General features: G+C 68.0%; 14 protein-coding genes. 7 read left to right on the top strand and 7 right to left on the bottom strand.

Annotated features, from left to right (window positions below; all coding sequences use genetic code 11):
* The first annotated feature begins 30 nt into the window (after nt 1–30).
* The gene (locus PM1_RS08155) at nt 31–504 is read left to right on the top strand and encodes a peroxiredoxin (RefSeq protein ID WP_009620610.1); all 474 of its coding nucleotides are present in this window, start codon (nt 31–33) and stop codon (nt 502–504) included.
* A 180-nt stretch (nt 505–684) separates the two neighbouring features.
* Here the strand turns inward: PM1_RS08155 and PM1_RS08150 are convergent, their stop codons facing one another.
* Both PM1_RS08150 and PM1_RS08145 read right to left on the bottom strand, forming a co-directional pair.
* The gene (locus PM1_RS08150) at nt 685–1,764 is read right to left on the bottom strand and encodes an AI-2E family transporter (protein ID WP_009620612.1); all 1,080 of its coding nucleotides are present in this window, start codon (nt 1,762–1,764) and stop codon (nt 685–687) included.
* Nucleotides 1,765–1,814: 50 nt separating this feature from the next.
* Complete coding sequence (locus PM1_RS08145) at nt 1,815–2,066, bottom strand: sulfurtransferase TusA family protein (protein WP_009620615.1); 252 nt, start codon at nt 2,064–2,066, stop codon at nt 1,815–1,817.
* A 216-nt stretch (nt 2,067–2,282) separates the two neighbouring features.
* On the opposite strand from PM1_RS08145, the gene PM1_RS08140 reads away from it, so the two are divergent.
* Complete coding sequence (locus PM1_RS08140) at nt 2,283–3,719, top strand: M48 family metalloprotease (protein ID WP_009620617.1); 1,437 nt, start codon at nt 2,283–2,285, stop codon at nt 3,717–3,719.
* 403 nt (nt 3,720–4,122) lie between these two features.
* On the opposite strand, the gene nadA is transcribed toward PM1_RS08140, so the two are convergent.
* The gene (gene nadA, locus PM1_RS08135) at nt 4,123–5,181 is read right to left on the bottom strand and encodes a quinolinate synthase NadA (RefSeq protein ID WP_009616958.1); all 1,059 of its coding nucleotides are present in this window, start codon (nt 5,179–5,181) and stop codon (nt 4,123–4,125) included.
* A gap of 446 nt (nt 5,182–5,627) precedes the next feature.
* Here nadA and PM1_RS08130 point away from each other — a divergent pair, with 446 nt between their 5' ends.
* The 3 genes from PM1_RS08130 to PM1_RS08120 are packed head-to-tail and all read left to right on the top strand — an operon-like array spanning nt 5,628 to nt 7,585.
* Complete coding sequence (locus PM1_RS08130) at nt 5,628–6,431, top strand: energy transducer TonB (protein WP_009616957.1); 804 nt, start codon at nt 5,628–5,630, stop codon at nt 6,429–6,431.
* Nucleotides 6,432–6,462: 31 nt separating this feature from the next.
* Nucleotides 6,463–7,182, top strand: a complete 720-nt coding sequence (locus PM1_RS08125) for a MotA/TolQ/ExbB proton channel family protein (RefSeq protein ID WP_009616956.1) — start codon at nt 6,463–6,465, stop codon at nt 7,180–7,182.
* A 1-nt stretch (nt 7,183) separates the two neighbouring features.
* Complete coding sequence (locus PM1_RS08120; RefSeq protein WP_009616955.1) at nt 7,184–7,585, top strand: ExbD/TolR family protein; 402 nt, start codon at nt 7,184–7,186, stop codon at nt 7,583–7,585.
* 492 nt (nt 7,586–8,077) lie between these two features.
* Here the strand turns inward: PM1_RS08120 and PM1_RS08115 are convergent, their stop codons facing one another.
* The 3 genes from PM1_RS08115 to PM1_RS08105 all read right to left on the bottom strand — a co-directional run bounded on the left by PM1_RS08115 (nt 8,078) and on the right by PM1_RS08105 (nt 12,236).
* Nucleotides 8,078–9,688, bottom strand: a complete 1,611-nt coding sequence (locus PM1_RS08115; RefSeq protein ID WP_009616954.1) for an arylsulfatase — start codon at nt 9,686–9,688, stop codon at nt 8,078–8,080.
* Between the two features lie 119 nt (nt 9,689–9,807).
* Nucleotides 9,808–10,635: an ABC transporter ATP-binding protein gene (locus PM1_RS08110; RefSeq protein WP_009616953.1), complete on the bottom strand. Its 828-nt coding sequence runs from the start codon at nt 10,633–10,635 to the stop codon at nt 9,808–9,810.
* Entirely contained in the window at nt 10,632–12,236 is a 1,605-nt protein-coding gene (locus PM1_RS08105) for an ABC transporter permease (protein ID WP_009616952.1), read from the bottom strand. Before PM1_RS08105 ends, PM1_RS08110 begins: the two co-directional genes overlap by 4 nt.
* 241 nt (nt 12,237–12,477) lie before the next feature.
* Between PM1_RS08105 and PM1_RS08100 the strand changes: the two genes are divergently transcribed.
* A complete protein-coding gene (locus PM1_RS08100) occupies nt 12,478–13,539 on the top strand; it encodes an ABC transporter substrate-binding protein (RefSeq protein ID WP_024128551.1) in 1,062 nt (353 codons plus the stop codon).
* Nucleotides 13,540–13,713: 174 nt separating this feature from the next.
* Here PM1_RS08100 and PM1_RS08095 read toward each other — a convergent pair whose 3' ends face one another.
* Nucleotides 13,714–14,634, bottom strand: a complete 921-nt coding sequence (locus PM1_RS08095) for a LysR family transcriptional regulator (RefSeq protein ID WP_009616950.1) — start codon at nt 14,632–14,634, stop codon at nt 13,714–13,716.
* Nucleotides 14,635–14,979: 345 nt separating this feature from the next.
* Here PM1_RS08095 and PM1_RS08090 point away from each other — a divergent pair, with 345 nt between their 5' ends.
* Nucleotides 14,980–17,376, top strand: a complete 2,397-nt coding sequence (locus tag PM1_RS08090) for a TonB-dependent receptor (RefSeq protein WP_009616949.1) — start codon at nt 14,980–14,982, stop codon at nt 17,374–17,376.
* The last annotated feature ends 28 nt before the right edge of the window (nt 17,377–17,404 follow it).

The following is a 17,404-nucleotide window of genomic DNA, read 5'->3' as shown; positions in this document are numbered from 1 at the left end:
TCCAAGGCCGATATTTCCAAGGAGAGCTCCATGGCCGTCGAACTCGACAAACCCGTCGCCGATTTCCAGGCCCCGGCCACCAGCGGCCAGCAGGTGCAACTCTCGGCCCTGAAGGGCCAGCAGGTGGTGCTGTACTTCTACCCCAAGGACAGCACCCCGGGCTGCACCACCGAAGGCCAGGGCTTCCGCGACAAGATCGAGGCCTTCGCCAAGGCCAACACCGTGATCTTCGGCGTCTCCCGCGACGGCCTGAAGTCCCACGAGAACTTCAAGGCCAAGCAGTGCTTCCCCTTCGAGCTGATCAGCGACAAGGACGAGGCGCTGTGCCAGCTGTTCGACGTGATCAAGCTGAAGAAGCTCTACGGCAAGGAATACATGGGCGTGGACCGCAGCACCTTCCTGATCGACGCCAAGGGCGTGCTGCGTCGCGAGTGGCGCGGGGTCAAGGTGCCTGGCCATGTCGACGAGGTGCTCGCCGCTGCCCAGGAGCTGGCCAAGGCCTGAGCCCGTTGCCAGGAAATCCCTCTCACAAGCTGTTCGTGCCACCGGGGCGGCCGGCACGGCCGGAGAATCCAATCGCGGACGGAGTCCGCTCCTACGCCCGCGCTTCCCTGTAACCGTAGGAGCGGACTCCGTCCGCGATGTGGGAGGGAGCGGCCTGGGCTCCCCCGCTCAGCCAAACGCTCACATCATCGGACTAACCTGAGGCTGCGCCTCCGGCTGCCGCGGCCAGGCATCGAGCACCGCCTTGACCAGAGTGGCCAGGGGAATGGCGAAGAACACCCCCCAGAATCCCCACAGCCCGCCGAACAGCAGCACCGCGCAAATGATCGCTACCGGATGCAGGTTCACCGCCTCGGAGAACAGCAGCGGCACCAGCACGTTGCCATCCAGCGCCTGGATGATCGCGTGGGCAGCCATCAGGTAGATGAACTGGTCGCTCCAGCCCCACTGGAACAGCGCGATCAGCGCCACCGGCACGGTCACCACCACCGCGCCTATGTAGGGCACCACCACCGACAGGCCGACCAGCAGGGCCAGCAGCGCCGCGTAGTTCAGCCCCAGGGCGACGAAGGCCACGTAGGTGACGCCGCCGGTGATGATGATCTCGATCACCTTGCCGCGGATGTAGTTGGCGATCTGCTTGTCCATCTCCGCCCACACCTGCTTCATCAGCCCGCGCTCGCGCGGCAGGTAGCTGCGGAACCAGTTGTAGAAGCGCCGGCGGTCCTTGAGGAAGAAGAACACCAGGATCGGCACCAGCACCAGGTAGATCATCACGTTGACCAGCACCGGCAGGCCCGACAGGGAGAAGGTCAGCGCCCACTGGCCGAGCTGGCCGAGTTCGTTGCGCGCGGTCTCGATCAGGCGCAGCACCTGCTCCTCGGTGACCATCGCCGGGTAGCGCTCGGGCAGCATCAGCAGCACCGACTGCCATTCGCCGAACATCCGCGGCAACTCGTTGAGCAGGGTGAACAGCTGCTTCCAGATCAGCGGCACCAGCACCAGCAGGAACAGCGCGAGCATGCCCAGGAACAGCGCGTAGACCAGCCACAGGGCGAACAGCCGCGGCACCCGCAGGCGCTCCAGGTGGCCCTGCAGGCCCTTGATCAGGAAGGCGATGACCATGGCCGCGAGCACCGGCGCGAGCATGCTGCCGAAGGCCAGGATGACGGTGAAGCCAAGGGCCAGGATGACCGCCAGCACCACTGCTTCCTCGTCGGAAAAGTAGCGCTGCATCCAGCCTTGCAGAACTTTGAGCATCGGGGTTCCTGCGATCGATGAGGACGCCGTCCCGGGCGTCCGGGGGCGGGTTACTTCTTGCGCAACCAGTAGCGGTACAGGCCGTCTTCGACCTCTTCATGCAGCAACTGGTGCCCGGCCAGCTGGGCGAAGGCGCGGAAATCGCGCTGCGAGCCGGCATCGGTGGCCGTCACCTTGAGCACCTGGCCACTGGCCAGGCGGTTGAGCTCCAGCTTGGCCTTGAGCAGGGGCAAGGGACAATTGAGACCGCTGGCGTCCAGTTCCGCGTCACAAGGAATTTCGGCGGACGAGACAGGTGGCATGGCGACGCACTCCGAGATGGGCGCCCAAGAATACCGAATCCGTTGGAAAAGCCGCCAGGGGCCGGCATGCACGCGGCCTTAAGCGATCCTTCAGGCGCGCGGCCTACAAGGGTTGGACGGCCTTCGCACAGACGGCCGCCGGGCGCCGCCCCGACCTAGGCATGGGCGACGACCTGCGGCTAAAGTAGAGCCTTTCCCGGAACGAGCTCCCTGTACATGAAAGTACTGCGCCCCGCCCTGCTGTCGCTTGCCTGCCTGTTGGCCATGCCCACCCTGGCCGACGACCTGCCCGCCCTGGGCGACGCCAGCTCGTCCATCGTCTCGCCGGAACAGGAATTCCAGCTCGGCCGCGCCTGGCTGAGCATGCTGCGCAACCAGGTCGACTCGATCAACGACACCCAGCTCAAGGACTTCGTCGAAAGCAGCGTCTACCGCCTGGCGGAAACCAGCGACCTGCAGGACCACCGCCTGGCCTTCATCCTGATCAAGGACCCGCAGATCAACGCCTTCGCCGCCCCCGGCGGCGTCATCGGCGTCAACGGCGGCCTGTTCCTCTACGCCCAGACCGAAGGCGAGTACGCCGCGGTGCTGGCCCACGAACTCGGCCACCTGATCCAGCGCCACTTCGCCCGTGGCCTGGAAGCGCAGAAGCAGATGCAGCTGCCGGTGATGGCGGCGATGCTCGCCGGCATCGTGGCCGCGGCGGCGGGCGCCGGGGATGCCGGCATCGCCGCCATCGCCTCGACCCAGGCGGCGGCGATCCAGAACCAGCTGCGCTTCTCCCGGCAGAACGAGCAGGAGGCCGACCGCGTCGGGGTGACCAACATGGTCCGCGCCGGCTACGACCCGCGCTCCATGCCGACCATGTTCGAGCGCCTGGCGCGGCAGTACCGCTACGACGCCAGGCCGCCGGAGTTCCTGCTCACCCACCCGGTGACCGACTCGCGTATCGCCGACACCCGCAACCGCGCCGAGCAGTACCCGCAGGGCGGCAAGGAAGACTCACTGCGCTACCAGCAGATGCGCGCCCGCGTGCAGTTGCTCTTCGAGGAAACCCCGGGCATCGCCGGCAAGCGCTTCCGAGCCATGCTCGACGACAATCCCAAGCTCGACGCCGCGCGCTACGGCCTGGCGCTGTCGCAGATCCGCGTCGGCCAGCTCAACGACGCCCGCGCCACCCTCCAGCCGCTGCTGGCCAAGGCGCCCAACGACGTGGCCTACAACCTGGCCCAGGTCGACCTGGACATCACCTCGAACAAGCTCGGCGACGCTCTCGCCCGGGTCCAGCGCCTGCTCGGCCAGTACCCCGGCAACTACCCGCTGGTCCAGGCCCAGGCCGACATCCTGCTCAAGCAGAACAAGGCCGCCGACGCCGAGAAGATCCTGATCAAGCTGACCCAGGACCGCCCGCTGGACCCGGACGTCTGGAGCCGCCTGGCCGACGCCCGCACCATCGACGGCAACGCCATCGGCGTGCACCAGGCCCGCGCCGAGTACCTGGCGCTGACCGGCGACTACCCCTCGGCCATCGAGCAGCTGGACTTCGCCAAGCGCCGCGCCGGCGGCAACTTCACCCTGGCCGCTAAGCTGGACGCGCGCCAGCAGGCGTTCCGCGAGCAGGAGAAGATCCTCAAGGAGATGATGCGCGGTTGACCGGCCTGGCGGCCGGATCGCGGTCGTAGAAGCGATTGCGGGCTCTTCGTAGGAGCGGACCTTGTCCGCGATAGCCGGACGTTCCGGCGCGATTCGCGGATGAGATCCGCTTACGCCGCCCCACCCGCGCCATTCCCCTGTAGGAGCGCGCCCTGCGCGCGAATCGCGGGCAGGGCCCGCTCCTACAACTCACCATGAGGCATGGCGTCCCCCGTAGGAGCGGACCTTGTCCGCGATAACCGGACGTTCCGGCGCGATTCGCGGATGAGATCCGCTCCTACGCCGCCCCACCCGCGCCATTCCCCTGTAGGAGCGCGCCCTGCGCGCGAATCGCGGGCAGGGCCCGCTCTACAGTAAAAGAAAAGCCCGGCATCGCCGGGCTTTTTCATCTCCGCTGGAAGGCTCAGGCGTTGCCCGCCACCTTCAGCCTCGCCGCCTGGGTGAACTCCAGCATGCGCTTGAGCGGGCGGATGGCCCGCGGGATCAGCGCCGGGTCGACGAAGATCTCGCCGCTGCCTTCCTTCAGGCAGGCCAGGGTGCGTTCCAGGGTGTTCATGGCCATCCACGGGCAGTGCGCGCAGCTGCGGCAGGCCGCGCCGTTGCCGGCGGTGGGGGCCTCGATGAATTCCTTGTCCGGGCACAGCTGCTGCATCTTGTAGAAGATGCCGCGGTCGGTGGCGACGATGAAGCGCTTGTTCGGCAGGGTCTGCGCGGCCTTGATCAACTGGCTGGTGGAGCCCACCGCGTCAGCCAGCTCTACCACCGCCTCAGGCGATTCCGGGTGGACCAGGATGGCCGCGTCCGGGTACAGCGCCTTGAGGTCTTCCAGCTGCTTGGCCTTGAACTCCTCGTGGACGATGCAGGCGCCGTCCCAGAGCAGCATGTCGGCGCCGGTCTCGCGCTGGATGTAGCGGCCCAGGTGCTGGTCGGGGGCCCAGAGGATCGGCTCGCCGTTGTCCATCAGGTGCTCGACGATCTCCACCGCGCAGCTGGAGGTCACCACCCAGTCGGCGCGCGCCTTCACTGCCGCCGAGGTGTTCGCGTAGACCACCACGGTGCGTTCCGGGTGCTGGTCGCAGAAGGCCGAGAACTCCTCCACCGGGCAACCCAGGTCCAGCGAGCAGGTGGCCTCGAGGGTCGGCATCAGCACGCGCTTCTCGGGGTTGAGGATCTTCGCCGTCTCGCCCATGAAGCGCACCCCGGCCACCACCACGGTCTGCGCCGGGTGCTGGTTGCCGAAGCGGGCCATCTCCAGGGAGTCGGAGACGCAACCGCCGGTCTCCTCGGCCAGGGCCTGGATCACCGGGTCGCAATAGTAGTGCGCCACCAGCACGGCGTTCTGCGCCTTCAGCTCGGCGGCGATGGCCGCGCGGTACTCGGCCTCTTCCTGCGCGCTCAGCACACGGGGCTGCTTGGCGGCGAGGTGGGCCTGGACCAGGAGGCGTTCGGATATCTGCGTCATGTCTTTACTGCACCTGCGGGGGTACGACCAGCTGTGGGGGCGATTTTACATCGCCGCGAAAGCGAGCGCGCGATCTTGCGGGGAAAGCCGCCGGGAGGCAAGCGCCAGGCGGCCGCGGGCTGGCGCGGGCCTGGGTATGGGACTCGGCAACGGCGATGGTTTCGGGGCACCTGGCGACGCCCTGTCGCGAAGGCTTTGGAACGGGCTCCGGCGCCCAGCCCTGCGGGCATATTTTTCATGCCGCAAAGGCATGAAGGCTTCCAGCGGATCGGCCAAGCCCTAGTGCCACGCCGCCTGCAGCGATCCGCACGAATCACTTATTCCTTAGGGAAATTTAAATAAGGCAAACAATTACTTTAATAGCTAAGGCGCTCCCTCAATCATCCAGCCCGTACCCGGCGCCTCCACGGTGCCGCGCTTTCGCTAGAAACCCGAGGAGATCGTCCATGGCCAACCCCCAGCCCGCCGTCGCGCAGGACCCGCTCCTGCGCCACGCGCCCGGTGGCGATATGGTCGAGCTGGGCCGGCCGCTGCGCCCGCCCCTGCAGCTGGTGCGCCACGTGCCGGCGAAACACAGTGTGCTGGGCCGCCGCGAAGCGCTGCTGCTCGGCTTGCTGGTCCTGACCCTGCATGGCTCCGTGGCCTACTGGCTGAGCCAGCAGCCCACGCCCAGGCTGCCCGAGGTGCCGCCGCAGGTACCGCCCATGACCATCGAATTCAGCGCCCCCACCCCGCCGGTGGTGGAACCGCCGCCACCCGAGCCGACGCCGCCGGTGGTGGAGGAACCGCCGCCGCCCGTGGTGGACGAGAACGCGGTGAAACCGCCGCCGCCCAAGCCGATCCCCAAGCCCAAGCCGAAACCCGTGGCCAAGCCCAAACCCAAGCCGGTGGAACAGCCGCCCGCGCCGCCCAAGGCGGAAACCCCGCCGGCACCGCCCGCGCCCCCGGCTCCACCGGCGCCGGCCCCGGTCACGCCGCCCTCGGCCCACGCCGGCTACCTGCACAACCCGGCGCCGGAATACCCGGCCCTGGCGCAGCGCCGCGGCTGGGAAGGCACGGTGCTGCTGCGCGTCCACGTGCTGGCCAGCGGCGGCCCGAGCGAAATCCAGGTGCAGACCTCCAGCGGCCGCGAGGCCCTCGACCAGGCGGCGATCAAAGCCGTGCAGCGCTGGAAGTTCGTACCCGCCAAACGCGGCGACGTGGCCCAGGACGGCTGGGTCAGCGTGCCCATCGACTTCAAACTGAATTGATCTGCGACCCGTTCGCACAGGAGAGAACCCCATGAGTCTGCCCCTCAACCCCGTGGAATCCGTCGAAGGCGCGGTGATCTGGCTGCTGGCCGGCTTCTCCGTCCTCACCTGGAGCCTGGCCCTGGTCAAGGGCATCCAGTTCGGCCGGCAGAAATCCCAGGACCGCCGCTTCCAGAAGCAGTTCTGGGGCGCCACCAGCCTCGAATCGGCCGGCGAGCAGTCCGCCGGCCAGCCCGGCGCCAGCGCCCGCGTGGCCCAGGCCGGCTTCGCCGCCATCCAGGTGCCGGACGGCAACCCGCATGACCTGGCCCAGTCGATCAACCACCAGGACCGCCTGGAGCGCGCCCTGCGCCAGCAGATCCAGCGCGAGCGGCGCTCCCTGGAATCGGGCCTGGCGGTGCTCGCCTCGATCGGCTCGACCTCGCCCTTCATCGGCCTGTTCGGCACCGTGTGGGGCATCATGGAAGCGCTCAAGGGCATCAGCGCCGCGGGCTCGGCGAGCCTGGAAACCGTGGCCGGCCCGATCGGCTCGGCGCTGATCGCCACCGGCGTGGGCATCGCCGTCGCCGTGCCCGCGGTGCTGGTCTACAACTACTTCCTGCGCCGCCTGAAGCTCACCGCGGCCGACCTCGACGACTTCGCCCACGACTTCTACAGCCTCGCCCAGAAGAACGCCTTCCGCGTCATCGTGCACCCCGCCACGGCCCGCAAGCCGGTGGCCGGCGGCAAAAGCGTGAAGGAGGCGAGCTGACATGGCCTTCTCGACCCAGGACAGCGACGAGGTTCTTTCCGAGATCAACGTCACCCCGCTGGTGGACGTGATGCTGGTGCTGCTGGTGGTATTCATCGTCACCGCGCCGCTGCTGACCAACGCCATCCCGATCAACCTGCCCAAGACCGAATCGGTGGCCCCGCCGGAACAGAAGGATCCGCTGGTGGTGAGCATCGACGGCGCCGGCAAGTGGTTCATCAACAAGGACGAGATCCAGCCCGAGCTGCTGCAGGGCAGCCTGGAGGCGGCCAAGGCCAAGGAACCTGAACTGCGCGTGCAGCTGCAGGCCGACGAGGGCGTGAACTACGGCCAGGTGGCCAAGGCCATGGCCTCGATCGAAAAGGCCGGGATCACCAAGCTTTCGGTGATCACGGCGCGCTGAGAGGTTCCGCGCGGATCTTCATGTAATACCCCATCGAAACATCCGTTCTTCCAGGTCGCTTTCTTCAACTCAGGCAGGGGAAAGCGGCCTTTTTTTATCTTCGCGAAAGAGCCTTGGGTATGCCGCGTTTCCCCGTAGCGGACCTTGTCCGCGATAGCCGGGCATCCCGGCGCGATTCGCGGATAAGATCCGCTCCTACCGTACGGGCAGGCGCGGCTTCTCGTAGGAGCGAGCTTGCTCGCGAACAGACTCCGCTGCGGGACTTATTCGCGAGCAAGCTCGCTCCTACGAAGAGCACCTCGGCGCTGGGACGGGAGTCCCGCCGTTCCCAACGACGAATCATCGCGGATGTCGCCATTCCCATGTAGGAGCGCGCCCTGCGCGCGATTCGCGGGCAGGGCCCGCTCCTACAACTGTGCCTCCCTGGTACCGCGGACTACAAAACAAAAGCCCCGGGCATCGCTGCCCGGGGCTTTTTCGTCGCTCAGCGCATCACTTCACCAGAAACGGCGAAGCCCCCTCCACCACGCCGGTCTCGTTGACGTACTGCTTCCAATGCTCGATCAACTCCGCCAGCTTGCCCGGCTGGGCCTCGGCCAGGTCGTGGATCTCGCCCGGGTCCCTGGCCAGGTCGTACAGCTGCCAACTGGCCGGCCCCACCGGCGCGGGGATGTACACCGCCTTCCAGTCGCCCTGGCGGATGGCGCGCATGCCGAACAGTTCCCAGCCGGTCACGGTCTTCTCGTCGTGGGCGCGTTCGGTCTCGCCGGAGAGCCAGCCCAGCCAGGACTTGCCGCGCGGCTCGGCGACCTCGCGGCCGCGCCAGCGCTTGCCCGGGTGGCGCACGCCGGCCAGGTCGAGAAGGGTCGGGGTGATGTCCATGACGGTGGCGAACTGCTCGCTGATCACGCCCTGGCGCGCCAGCTGCGGATAGCGCACGAAAGCCGGCACGCGGATGCCGCCCTCGGTGGTGAAGGCCTTGAACAGCCGCGACGGCGCGGTGGCCGCCTGGGCCCAGCGCGGGCCGTACCAGACGTAGGAGTTGGCGCGGCCGATGTTCTCCAGGCTGTTGTCGTAGTGCTGGTCGAGGAAGCCCAGCAGGTCCGGGCCGAACTTCGGGAAGGCTTCCAGCAGCGCGCCCTCGGCGCCGTTGTCGGACATGAACAGGACGAAGGTATTGTCCAGCTCGCCCTGCCGGCGCAGGTAGTCGACCACCCGGCCGATGTTCCAGTCCATGCGCTCGACCATCGCCGCATAGACCTCCATGGCCCGTGCCGACTTGGCCCGCTCCTCGTCGCTCAGCGCTTCCCACTCGCGGCTGATGGCGAGCACCGGGTGCGCCTCGACGTCGTGCGCCACCAGGCCCAGCGCCTTGAGCCGGGCCAGGCGCTCCTGGCGCAGCGCCTCGGGGCCGGCGTCGTAGCGGCCGCGGTACTTGTCCACCACCTCCTTGGGCGCCTGCAACGGCCAGTGCGGCGCGGAGAACGGCAGGTAGGCGAAGAACGGCCGCGCCTGGTCGCGTTCCTTGAGGTACTGCAGCAGCTTGTCGCCGAAGGCGTCGGAGGAATAGAAGCCCTCGGGCAGTTGCTCGATGAACCGGTCGTCCTCGATGTAGAGCGCCGGCGTGCCCTTGAGGATGCGCGGCGTGCTTTCGTCGTAGGGCGGCTCGTAGCCGTAGTGGTTGGCGGCGCCGGGCAACAGCGAGAAGGAACGCTCGAAGCCGCGCGCGTGGGGCGCCTGCTCGGCCTTCAGGCCCAGGTGCCACTTGCCGGCCATCAGCGTCTGGTAGCCGGCCTCGCGCAGCAGTTCGGGCAGCGCCACCACGCGGTCGTTGAGGTAGCCCTCGTAGCCGGGCTTGCCTTCCAGCTCCGGCGTCAACGCCTCGGCCATGGTGCCGATGCCGGCGATGTGATGGTCGGTGCCGGTGAGCAGCATCGAGCGCGTCGGCGAGCAGGTCGGCGCGGTGTGGAAGTCGGTCAGGCGCAGGCCGGCGTGGGCCAGGGCGTCGAGGTTGGGCGTGGCGATCTCGCCGCCGAAGGCGCCGATGTCGGAGAAGCCGAGGTCGTCGGCGACTATCACCAGGAAGTTGGGGCGTTTGCTCATGTCGGAACTCGGTCGGTGTTTGGGAAGTTTCCTGTAGGAGCGAGCTTGCTCGCGAATGAGCCCCGCAGCGGAGTCTGTTCGCGAGCAAGCTCGCTCCTACGAAAAAAAGAAAAGGCGCCTCAGCAGGCTATGAACTCGAACGGCAGGTTCTCCACCCGCCTGGGCTGCGGCGCGAGGTAGTCGCCATCGCCGGTCAGCTCGTGCAGCAGTTCCTCGCGCAGGCACAGGAAGTCGAAGCCGCCGCGCTCGCGCGGGTGCGCCAGGGGCACCTCGACGATGCGCTTGATGCGCCCCGGGCGCGGCGCCATCACCACCACGCGGTCGGCCAGGAACAGCGCCTCCTCCACGTCGTGGGTCACCAGCAGGGTGGTGATGCGCTCGCGCTCGCGGATGCGCAGCAGTTCTTCCTGCAACTGCTGGCGGGTCAGCGCGTCGAGGGCGCCGAAGGGTTCGTCCAGCAGCAGGATGCGCGGGCTGGCCACCAGACCGCGGGCGATGGCCACGCGCTGGGCCATGCCGCCGGAGAGCTGGTGCGGGTAGGCGCGGTTGAACGCGGACAGGCCGACCAGTTCGAGGTAGTCGGCGACCTTGCGCGCCCTGCCCTCCTCGCTCAGCGGCTCGTTGACCAGGCCCAGGGCGACGTTCTGCTCCACCGTCAGCCAGGGGAACAGGCGGTGTTCCTGGAACACGATGCCACGCTCGCCGCCGATGCCGTCGATGGCCTTGTCGCCGATGCGGATCTCGCCGCGGTACTCGCGGTCCAGGCCCACCAGCAGGCGCAGCAGGGTGGACTTGCCGCAGCCGCTGGCGCCGACGATGGCGATGAACTCGCCCGTGGCGATGTCCAGGTCGAAGCGCTGGATGGCCTCCAGTTGCCGGCCGTCCACCGGGAAGCTCTTGCCGACCTGGCGGAAGCTCACCAGCGGCACGGAAGTGAAAGCGTTCATGTGTGTCTCCAGCGCGTGGCGCGCGCTTCGATGCGTTGTCCGAGGGCGCCGAGCAGGGCGCCGGTGAGGCCGACCAGAAGCATCCCGGCGCTGACCAGGTCCATGCGGAACAGCTGCTGGGCGCCGATCATCAGGCTGCCGATGCCGCCGTCCGAGGGCATGAAGTACTCGGCGCCGATGGTGCCCAGCCAGGCGTAGATCAGGCCCAGGCGCAGGCCGGCGAAGATCGACGGCGCCGCGCCCGGCAACACCAGGCGGCGCAGACGCTGCCAGGGCGACAGGCGCAGCACGCGGGCGGCCTCGCCCAGTTGCGCCGGCAGGCTGGCGATGCCGCGCTGGGTGGCCAGCAGCAGCGGGAAGAAACTGGCCAGGGCGACGAACACCACCTTGGCCGCCTCGCCCAGGCCGAACCAGGCGGTGAGCAGCGGCACCCAGGCGAAGATCGCCACCTGGCGTAGGGCCGAGAACGACGGGCCGAGCAGGCGCTCCGCCGGGCGCCACAGCCCCAGGGCCAGGCCCAGCAGGAAGCCGGCGCCGCCGCCCAGCAGCAGGCCCAGCAGGGAACGCTGCAGGCTGGCCAGCAAGGCCGTCGGCAGGCTGCCGTCGAGCAGGCCGCGCCAGGTGGTCTCGACCACCGCGGTGGGGCTGGCGAGGATCGCCGGATCGACCCACTGGCCGACGCTCGCCGCCTGCCACAGGCCGATCAGCGCCAGCGGCAGCAGCCACGGCTGCAGGCGCTGCCAGCCCTGGCCACGGACACTACGGCGGAACTCGCCGGCGGCCTGCTGCGGCCAGCGCACCAGGCGCCGCTCCAGGGCCTGGATGCCCTGGTCCATGGCCGCGCCCACCAGGCCGATGACGAGGATGCAGACGAACACCACGTCGAGCATGAACAGTTGGCGGCTCTGCACCATCAGGTAGCCGATGCCTTCGCTGGAGGCCAGCAGCTCCACCGCCAGCAGCGAGGTCCAGCCCTGGGCCAGGGCCAGGCGCACGCCGGTGAGGAAGGCCGGCAGCGCCGCCGGCAACAGCAACCGGCGCACCAGCAGCGGCGGCGGCAGGCGCAGCACAGCGGCGGCCTCGCGCAGCCTGGGCTGGGCATCGCGCACGCCGACCAGGGTATGCAGCGCCACCGGGACTATCACCGCCTTGACCAGCACCACCAGCTTGAGCAGTTCGCCGATGCCGAAGAACAGCATGAACAGCGGGATCCAGGCCAGCGTGGGGACCTGCGCCAGGGCCAGGAAGGTCGGCAGCACGAAGCGCTCGGCGCGGCGGCTGAAGCCCAGCCAGGCGCCCAGCGCCGCGCCGCTGGCGATGCCGGCGAGCAGGCCCCAGCACAGCCGCTGCAGGCTGATCCACAGCTGCTGCCAGAGTTCGCCGGCGAACAGCTCGCGGGCGCTCTGCCAGACCAGCGACGGCGCCGGCAGTATCTGCGCCGACATCCAGTGCTGGTCGGCAGCCAGCCACCAGAGGACGAACAGGGCCACCGGCAACAGCCAGGGCAGCAAGCGCGGGGCGATCAGCGCCAGCCGCTGCGAGGCGGCGGCGCTTGCGGTGGGGTACACAGGCAAGGCGAGTGCCTTAGAAATATTCTTCATTGGAATATGAAAAAATCTATCAATGCATTTATGAGCTAAGAGTCCCCATTTAAGGGAAGCCTCCCCAGCGCAGCCAATGCATTCGACGAATATTTTTTATGCCTTTCGTGCATTCGCCCGGCAGCGCGGATGCGGACTGACTTATCTCCATAAATTATTAAAAAATAAATTTTTATTATTTTATTAATCATCCATGACCTGCCTTAGTGCCTTTCCCATTCCCCCGCAGGAGGCAGGCGCCATGAAGGCCCTCACCCACCCGTTGCTATCGCTCTTCGCCGCCCCGGTGCTCGCCGGGCTGCTCGGCGCTTACGCCCCGTTCACCAGCGCCGCCGAAGCGCCGAAGGAAATCCGCATCGCCGTGCCCGACGTGGGCGCCGGGCAGAACCATTCCGGCGGCGGCCTCGTCGACGTGCTCTACACCCGCAAGCTGCTGGAGAAGGAGTTCGCCAACGACGGCATCCAGATCAAGTGGACCTACTTCAAGGGCGCCGGCCCGGTGATCAACGAGGCCTTCGCCAACGGCCAGGTGGACTTCGCCTACCTCGGCGACCTGGCGGCCATCATCGGCAAGGCCAGCGGCCTGGACACCCGCCTGCTGGCCGCCACCGGGCGCGGCGTCAACCACTACCTGGGCGTGCAGCCGGGCTCGGGGATCAAGACACTGGCCGACCTCAAGGGCAAGCGCGTGGGCATCTTCCGCGGCACCGCCAGCCAACTGTCGTTCGACAACGCCCTGGCCAGCGTGGGCCTGAGCGAGAAGGACCTGAAAGTCATCAGCCTGGACTTCAACGCTGCCCTGGCAGCCCTCGCGGCCAAGCAGATCGACGCCACCTGGGGCCTGGCCGGTCTCTTCGCCCTGCGCGAGAAAGGTCTGGCGGAAATCCCCCTGAGCACCCGCGACCTCGGCGGCGCCGGCACCCTGCAAGCCGTGCTGGTAGGCAACGGCGCCTTCGTCGACGCCCACCCGGAAATCACCCAGCGCCTGCTCAAGGTGGAACTGCAGGCCCTGGCCTGGGCCGGCGCCGAAGCCAACCACGCGGCCTTCATCGACCTGGTGTCGAACCAGGCCGGCTACCCGCCGATCATCCTGCAGACCGAATACAAGGACCGCCCGCTGGCCGAGGCCCTGTCGCCGCAACTGGACGCCGGCTTCCTCGGCCAGCTCGACGCCTCGATCCAGGCGGCCAGGCAGTACGGCCTGATCCGCCGCGACTTCAAGGCCGCCGACTGGGCCAAGCCGGACTACCTCGCGGCCGCCGCCAAGCTGGCTGCGGCGCAGCCGGTGGCGCAGGTGCGGTGATTGAGCCCGTAGCAGCCTGCGAGCTCAATCGCGGATAACGCCCAGGTCAACCCCGGCGCCGCCTGGAACCAAGGCCAAACGGCGGATAACGCGGAGCGTTATTCGCCCTACGCCAAACCCACCGTAGGGCGTATAACCGTTCGCGGTTATCCGCCGCCCCCTCCCCGCAAACCTTCACGCCACCGCACTCCGCTCTTCCTCGTCCAACTCCACCAACATCTCGATCAACGCCCGCGCCGCCGCCGAAAGGCGATAGCCGGTACGGCTGACGATCCCACAGCGCGCCTGCAGACTGTCGATGTTATGCGGCAGGTTACGCAGATGCAGGCGCGCCACCTCGCCATTGGCCAGCGCATGGCGCAAACCATCCTCGCTGCCCACGCCAATGGCATCGGTCTGGCTGACGATGCGCACCAGCGAGCCCAGGTGCTCGCACTGGATGTTCGCTTGCAGGTCGCTCTTGCCGCTCAGGTTGGCCAGCAGCTTGCGGATACCCGGCGGCATCCGCGCCGAGGCCAGCGGGTAGGCGAACAGGTCGTTGGTGGACAGGCTCTCCTTGGCCAGCAACGGGTGCCCGGTGCGACAGAAGAAGAAGCCCCGGCGCGGGCTCAGCGGCCGTGTCTGGAAGCCGGGGTCGGCCTCGAAGTGGCGGATGTCGGCGATGAAGAACTCGATCTCGTCGCGCAGCAGGCTGCGCGACAGACGCTCCCAGTTGTCCACCTGGAAATCGATCTGCAGCCGCGGGTGGCGCCGGATCAGCCGCGCCACCGCGTCGGGCACCAGTTTCTGCGCCGGCGCCGGCCCGCAGCCGAAGTGCAGTTCGCCGGCATCCAGCTTGTTCAACTGGGTGATTTCCTGGGTCAGGTTGGCCGCCCCCTGCACCAGGCGCAGCGCGTGCTGCAGCACCACCTGGCCTTCCGGCGTGGGGCGCAGTTCCTTGCTGCCGCGGTCCACCAGCTGGCAGCCCAGCTCCTGCTCCAGGCCCTGGATGCTGCGGCTGAAGGCCGGCTGGGTGATGCCCATGGCATCGGCCGCGCGGACGAAACTGCGGTGTTCGGTGAGGGCGATGAAGTAACGCAGTTGGCGCAGATCCATGATGCTTTACCGGCATTGAAAATATTGGACAAAGGCATTTGCCCTCGGGGATGCGCTGGTTTTAAATGCAAGCTCTTATTCCGTCAACGAAGAATAAAACTTAAATTTATTCTTTTAAGAAATAAGAATATGCCCCTCGACCAGGAGCCCCAATGGCCTTGCACCCTTTCGCCCCACGCCTGTTGCCGGCACGAATGCTTCCCTCTCGCGGCTGTAGCCGCTGAGCCCCGGCGTCGCCGGACGACGCCCACCGATTAGAAGAGAGCCGTTTTCGCCATGCCCCGCATGGCGCGGCCCCCTGTTGCCCGCGATCCGCCGGGCAGTGCCTGATGCAAGGAAAAGACGATGAGCCAGAGTGCTTCGCTGCAAACCCCGTTCACGCTGCGCCCCGGCCGAACCCGGCCCGGCGCTCCCGACTACGCCCTGGCCCTGCTGCTCGCCCTGGGCGGCGCGCTGCCGCTGCAGGCCGCCGAGCAGGACGAGGCCAGCGCCACGCCCGAGGCCGCCAGCACCGCCGACAAGGGCACCAGCCCCCAGGCCACCGCCCTGGGCAAGGTCACGGTCACCGCCCGGCGCCGCGAGGAAGACTCGCAGAAGGTGCCCACGCCGATCACCGTGCTCGACGGCGCCACCCTGGAGAACCAGCGCATCACCAAGGTGCAGGACCTGCAGCAGGTGCTGCCCAGCGTCAACGTCGCCTACATCCACGCCCGCCAGTCGAGCATCGCCGTGCGCGGCATCGGCAACAACCCGGCCAGCGACGGCCTGGAGGGCTCCGCCGGGGTCTACCTGGACAACGTCTACCTGGGCCGCCCGGGCATGGCGGTGTTCGACCTGCTGGACATCGAGCAGCTGGAGCTGCTGCGCGGCCCGCAGGGCACGCTGTTCGGCAAGAACACCACCGCCGGCGTGCTGAACATCAGCACCCGCGCGCCGACCTTCACCCCCGAGCGCACGGTGGAGGTCTCCGGCGGCCAGGAAGGCTACTTCCAGGGCCGCGGCACCGTCTCCGGGCCACTCACCGACGAGCTGGCCGGGCGCGTTTCCGCCTACCGCACGCGCAGCGACGGCTACATCACCAACATCCACGACGACAACAAGCTCAACGGCGGCGAGCGCCAGGGCATCCGCGGCCAGCTGCTGTACAAGCCCGGCGAGGACTTCAGCCTGCGCTGGATCAGCGAGTACAACGAGGAGGACTCCAGCAACGGCAGCATGGTGGTCTACGGCGCCGCCCCGCGCTTCTGGCAGCGCGCCGCGCTGGTCGGCGCCTCGCCGATCGCCGATCCGGACCGGCACAAGGTCAACATCGACAGCCGCCAGCACGTCAGCGTGCACCAGGGCGGCAGCTCGGTGGAGGCCAACTGGAAGCTGGCCAACGACTTCACCCTGACCTCCATCAGCGCCTACCGCTTCTGGAACTTCACCCCGGCCAACGACGAACAGTTGAACGTCTCGGCGATCCGCAATACCGGGGTGGCGGTGCGCGACCGCCAGTTCTCCCAGGAAATCCGCCTGGCCTCGCCCACCGGCGGCGCCTTCGACTACGTGGTCGGCGCCTACGCGTTCAACCAGAACCTGGGCAACAAGACCTTCACCGACTACGGCCCCTTCGCCGACAGCTACCTGCTGGGCACCAACCTCAACGCCCTGAACGACACCTCCAGCAAGGCCAACGGCAAGATCGAGACCGACAGCTTCGCGCTCTTCTCCCAGGGCACCTGGCACCTCACCGACAAACTCGACTTCACCGCCGGCCTGCGTGGCACCTACGAGGAGAAGGACGCCAAGGTGAAGCGCTACGCCCCGGTGGGCGGCGCCCCCGTGAGCGGCGCCGGCGCGGTGGTGCGCAACGGCCAACTGGGCGCCTACGACTCCGGCGACCTCAGCATCTACAGCTTCGCCCCCTCGGCGCTGCTCAGCCTGAGCTACCAGTTCAGCGACGAGCTGCTGGGCTATGCCTCGCTGTCCCACGGTGAGAAGTCCAGCGGGGTGAACCTGGCGGTGGCCAGCGCGCCGAGCGCTGGCGCCGACTCGCTGCTGGTCGGCCCGGAACGCGCCAACGATGCCGAACTGGGGATCAAGTCGACGCTGCTCGACCGCCGCCTGCAGCTCAACGCCAACATCTTCTGGACCGGCATCCACGGCTACCAGGCCACCACCCTGTACCAGCCGGCCGGCTCCACCCAACTGGTGCAGGTGCTGTCCAACGCCGGCAGCGTGCGCTCCCGCGGCCTGGAGCTGGAGGCCACCGCCCTGCCGCTGCGCGGCCTGACGCTGAACTTCAACGGCTCCTACAACGACGTCAGCTACCTGTCGTTCAAGGACGCCCCGTGCCCGGCCGAGATCAGCACCCAGCCCGGCGCCCCGGCCAGCTGCGACCTCACCGGCAAGCGCGTGGTCGGCGCCTCGAAATGGATCGCCAACCTCAACGGCGAATACAAGTGGCAGTTGGCCAACCGCTTCGAGCCCTACGTCAACGCCAGCTATTCGTACCGCTCCGAGGCCGAGGGCACGCTGGACGATTCCGACCTCTCGAAGATCCCCGGCTACGGCCTGGCGAACTTCTCCGTGGGCGTGCGCCACGACCTGGGCGACGGCCAGCTGGACGCCTCGGTCTGGCTGAAGAACGCCTTCGACAAGGACTACTACCTGGCCGCCTTCGCCAGCATCAACGGCTCCTACACCGCCTCGGTGGGCCAGCCGCGCACCCTGGGCGCCTCGGTCCGCTACGACTTCTGATCCCACTCGCCGCCCCGCGCGGCTCCTT

Origin of the sequence: Pseudomonas sp. M1 (genome assembly GCF_022760135.1) — a bacterium.
In the GTDB taxonomy this organism is placed as follows: domain Bacteria; phylum Pseudomonadota; class Gammaproteobacteria; order Pseudomonadales; family Pseudomonadaceae; genus Pseudomonas; species Pseudomonas citronellolis.
This window is presented reverse-complemented; position numbering and strand designations above follow the sequence as displayed.

Coding starts and splice junctions, on each gene's coding strand:
- PM1_RS08110 (WP_009616953.1), bottom strand. CDS start 10,635: ATGAACGCTTTCACTTCCGTGCCGCTGGTGAGCTTCCGCCAGGTCGGC.
- PM1_RS08090 (WP_009616949.1), top strand. CDS start 14,980: ATGAGCCAGAGTGCTTCGCTGCAAACCCCGTTCACGCTGCGCCCCGGC.
- PM1_RS08100 (WP_024128551.1), top strand. CDS start 12,478: ATGAAGGCCCTCACCCACCCGTTGCTATCGCTCTTCGCCGCCCCGGTG.
- PM1_RS08095 (WP_009616950.1), bottom strand. CDS start 14,634: ATGGATCTGCGCCAACTGCGTTACTTCATCGCCCTCACCGAACACCGC.
- PM1_RS08145 (WP_009620615.1), bottom strand. CDS start 2,066: ATGCCACCTGTCTCGTCCGCCGAAATTCCTTGTGACGCGGAACTGGAC.
- PM1_RS08150 (WP_009620612.1), bottom strand. CDS start 1,764: ATGCTCAAAGTTCTGCAAGGCTGGATGCAGCGCTACTTTTCCGACGAG.
- PM1_RS08105 (WP_009616952.1), bottom strand. CDS start 12,236: ATGAAGAATATTTCTAAGGCACTCGCCTTGCCTGTGTACCCCACCGCA.
- PM1_RS08125 (WP_009616956.1), top strand. CDS start 6,463: ATGAGTCTGCCCCTCAACCCCGTGGAATCCGTCGAAGGCGCGGTGATC.
- PM1_RS08155 (WP_009620610.1), top strand. CDS start 31: ATGGCCGTCGAACTCGACAAACCCGTCGCCGATTTCCAGGCCCCGGCC.
- nadA (WP_009616958.1), bottom strand. CDS start 5,181: ATGACGCAGATATCCGAACGCCTCCTGGTCCAGGCCCACCTCGCCGCC.
- PM1_RS08130 (WP_009616957.1), top strand. CDS start 5,628: ATGGCCAACCCCCAGCCCGCCGTCGCGCAGGACCCGCTCCTGCGCCAC.
- PM1_RS08140 (WP_009620617.1), top strand. CDS start 2,283: ATGAAAGTACTGCGCCCCGCCCTGCTGTCGCTTGCCTGCCTGTTGGCC.
- PM1_RS08120 (WP_009616955.1), top strand. CDS start 7,184: ATGGCCTTCTCGACCCAGGACAGCGACGAGGTTCTTTCCGAGATCAAC.
- PM1_RS08115 (WP_009616954.1), bottom strand. CDS start 9,688: ATGAGCAAACGCCCCAACTTCCTGGTGATAGTCGCCGACGACCTCGGC.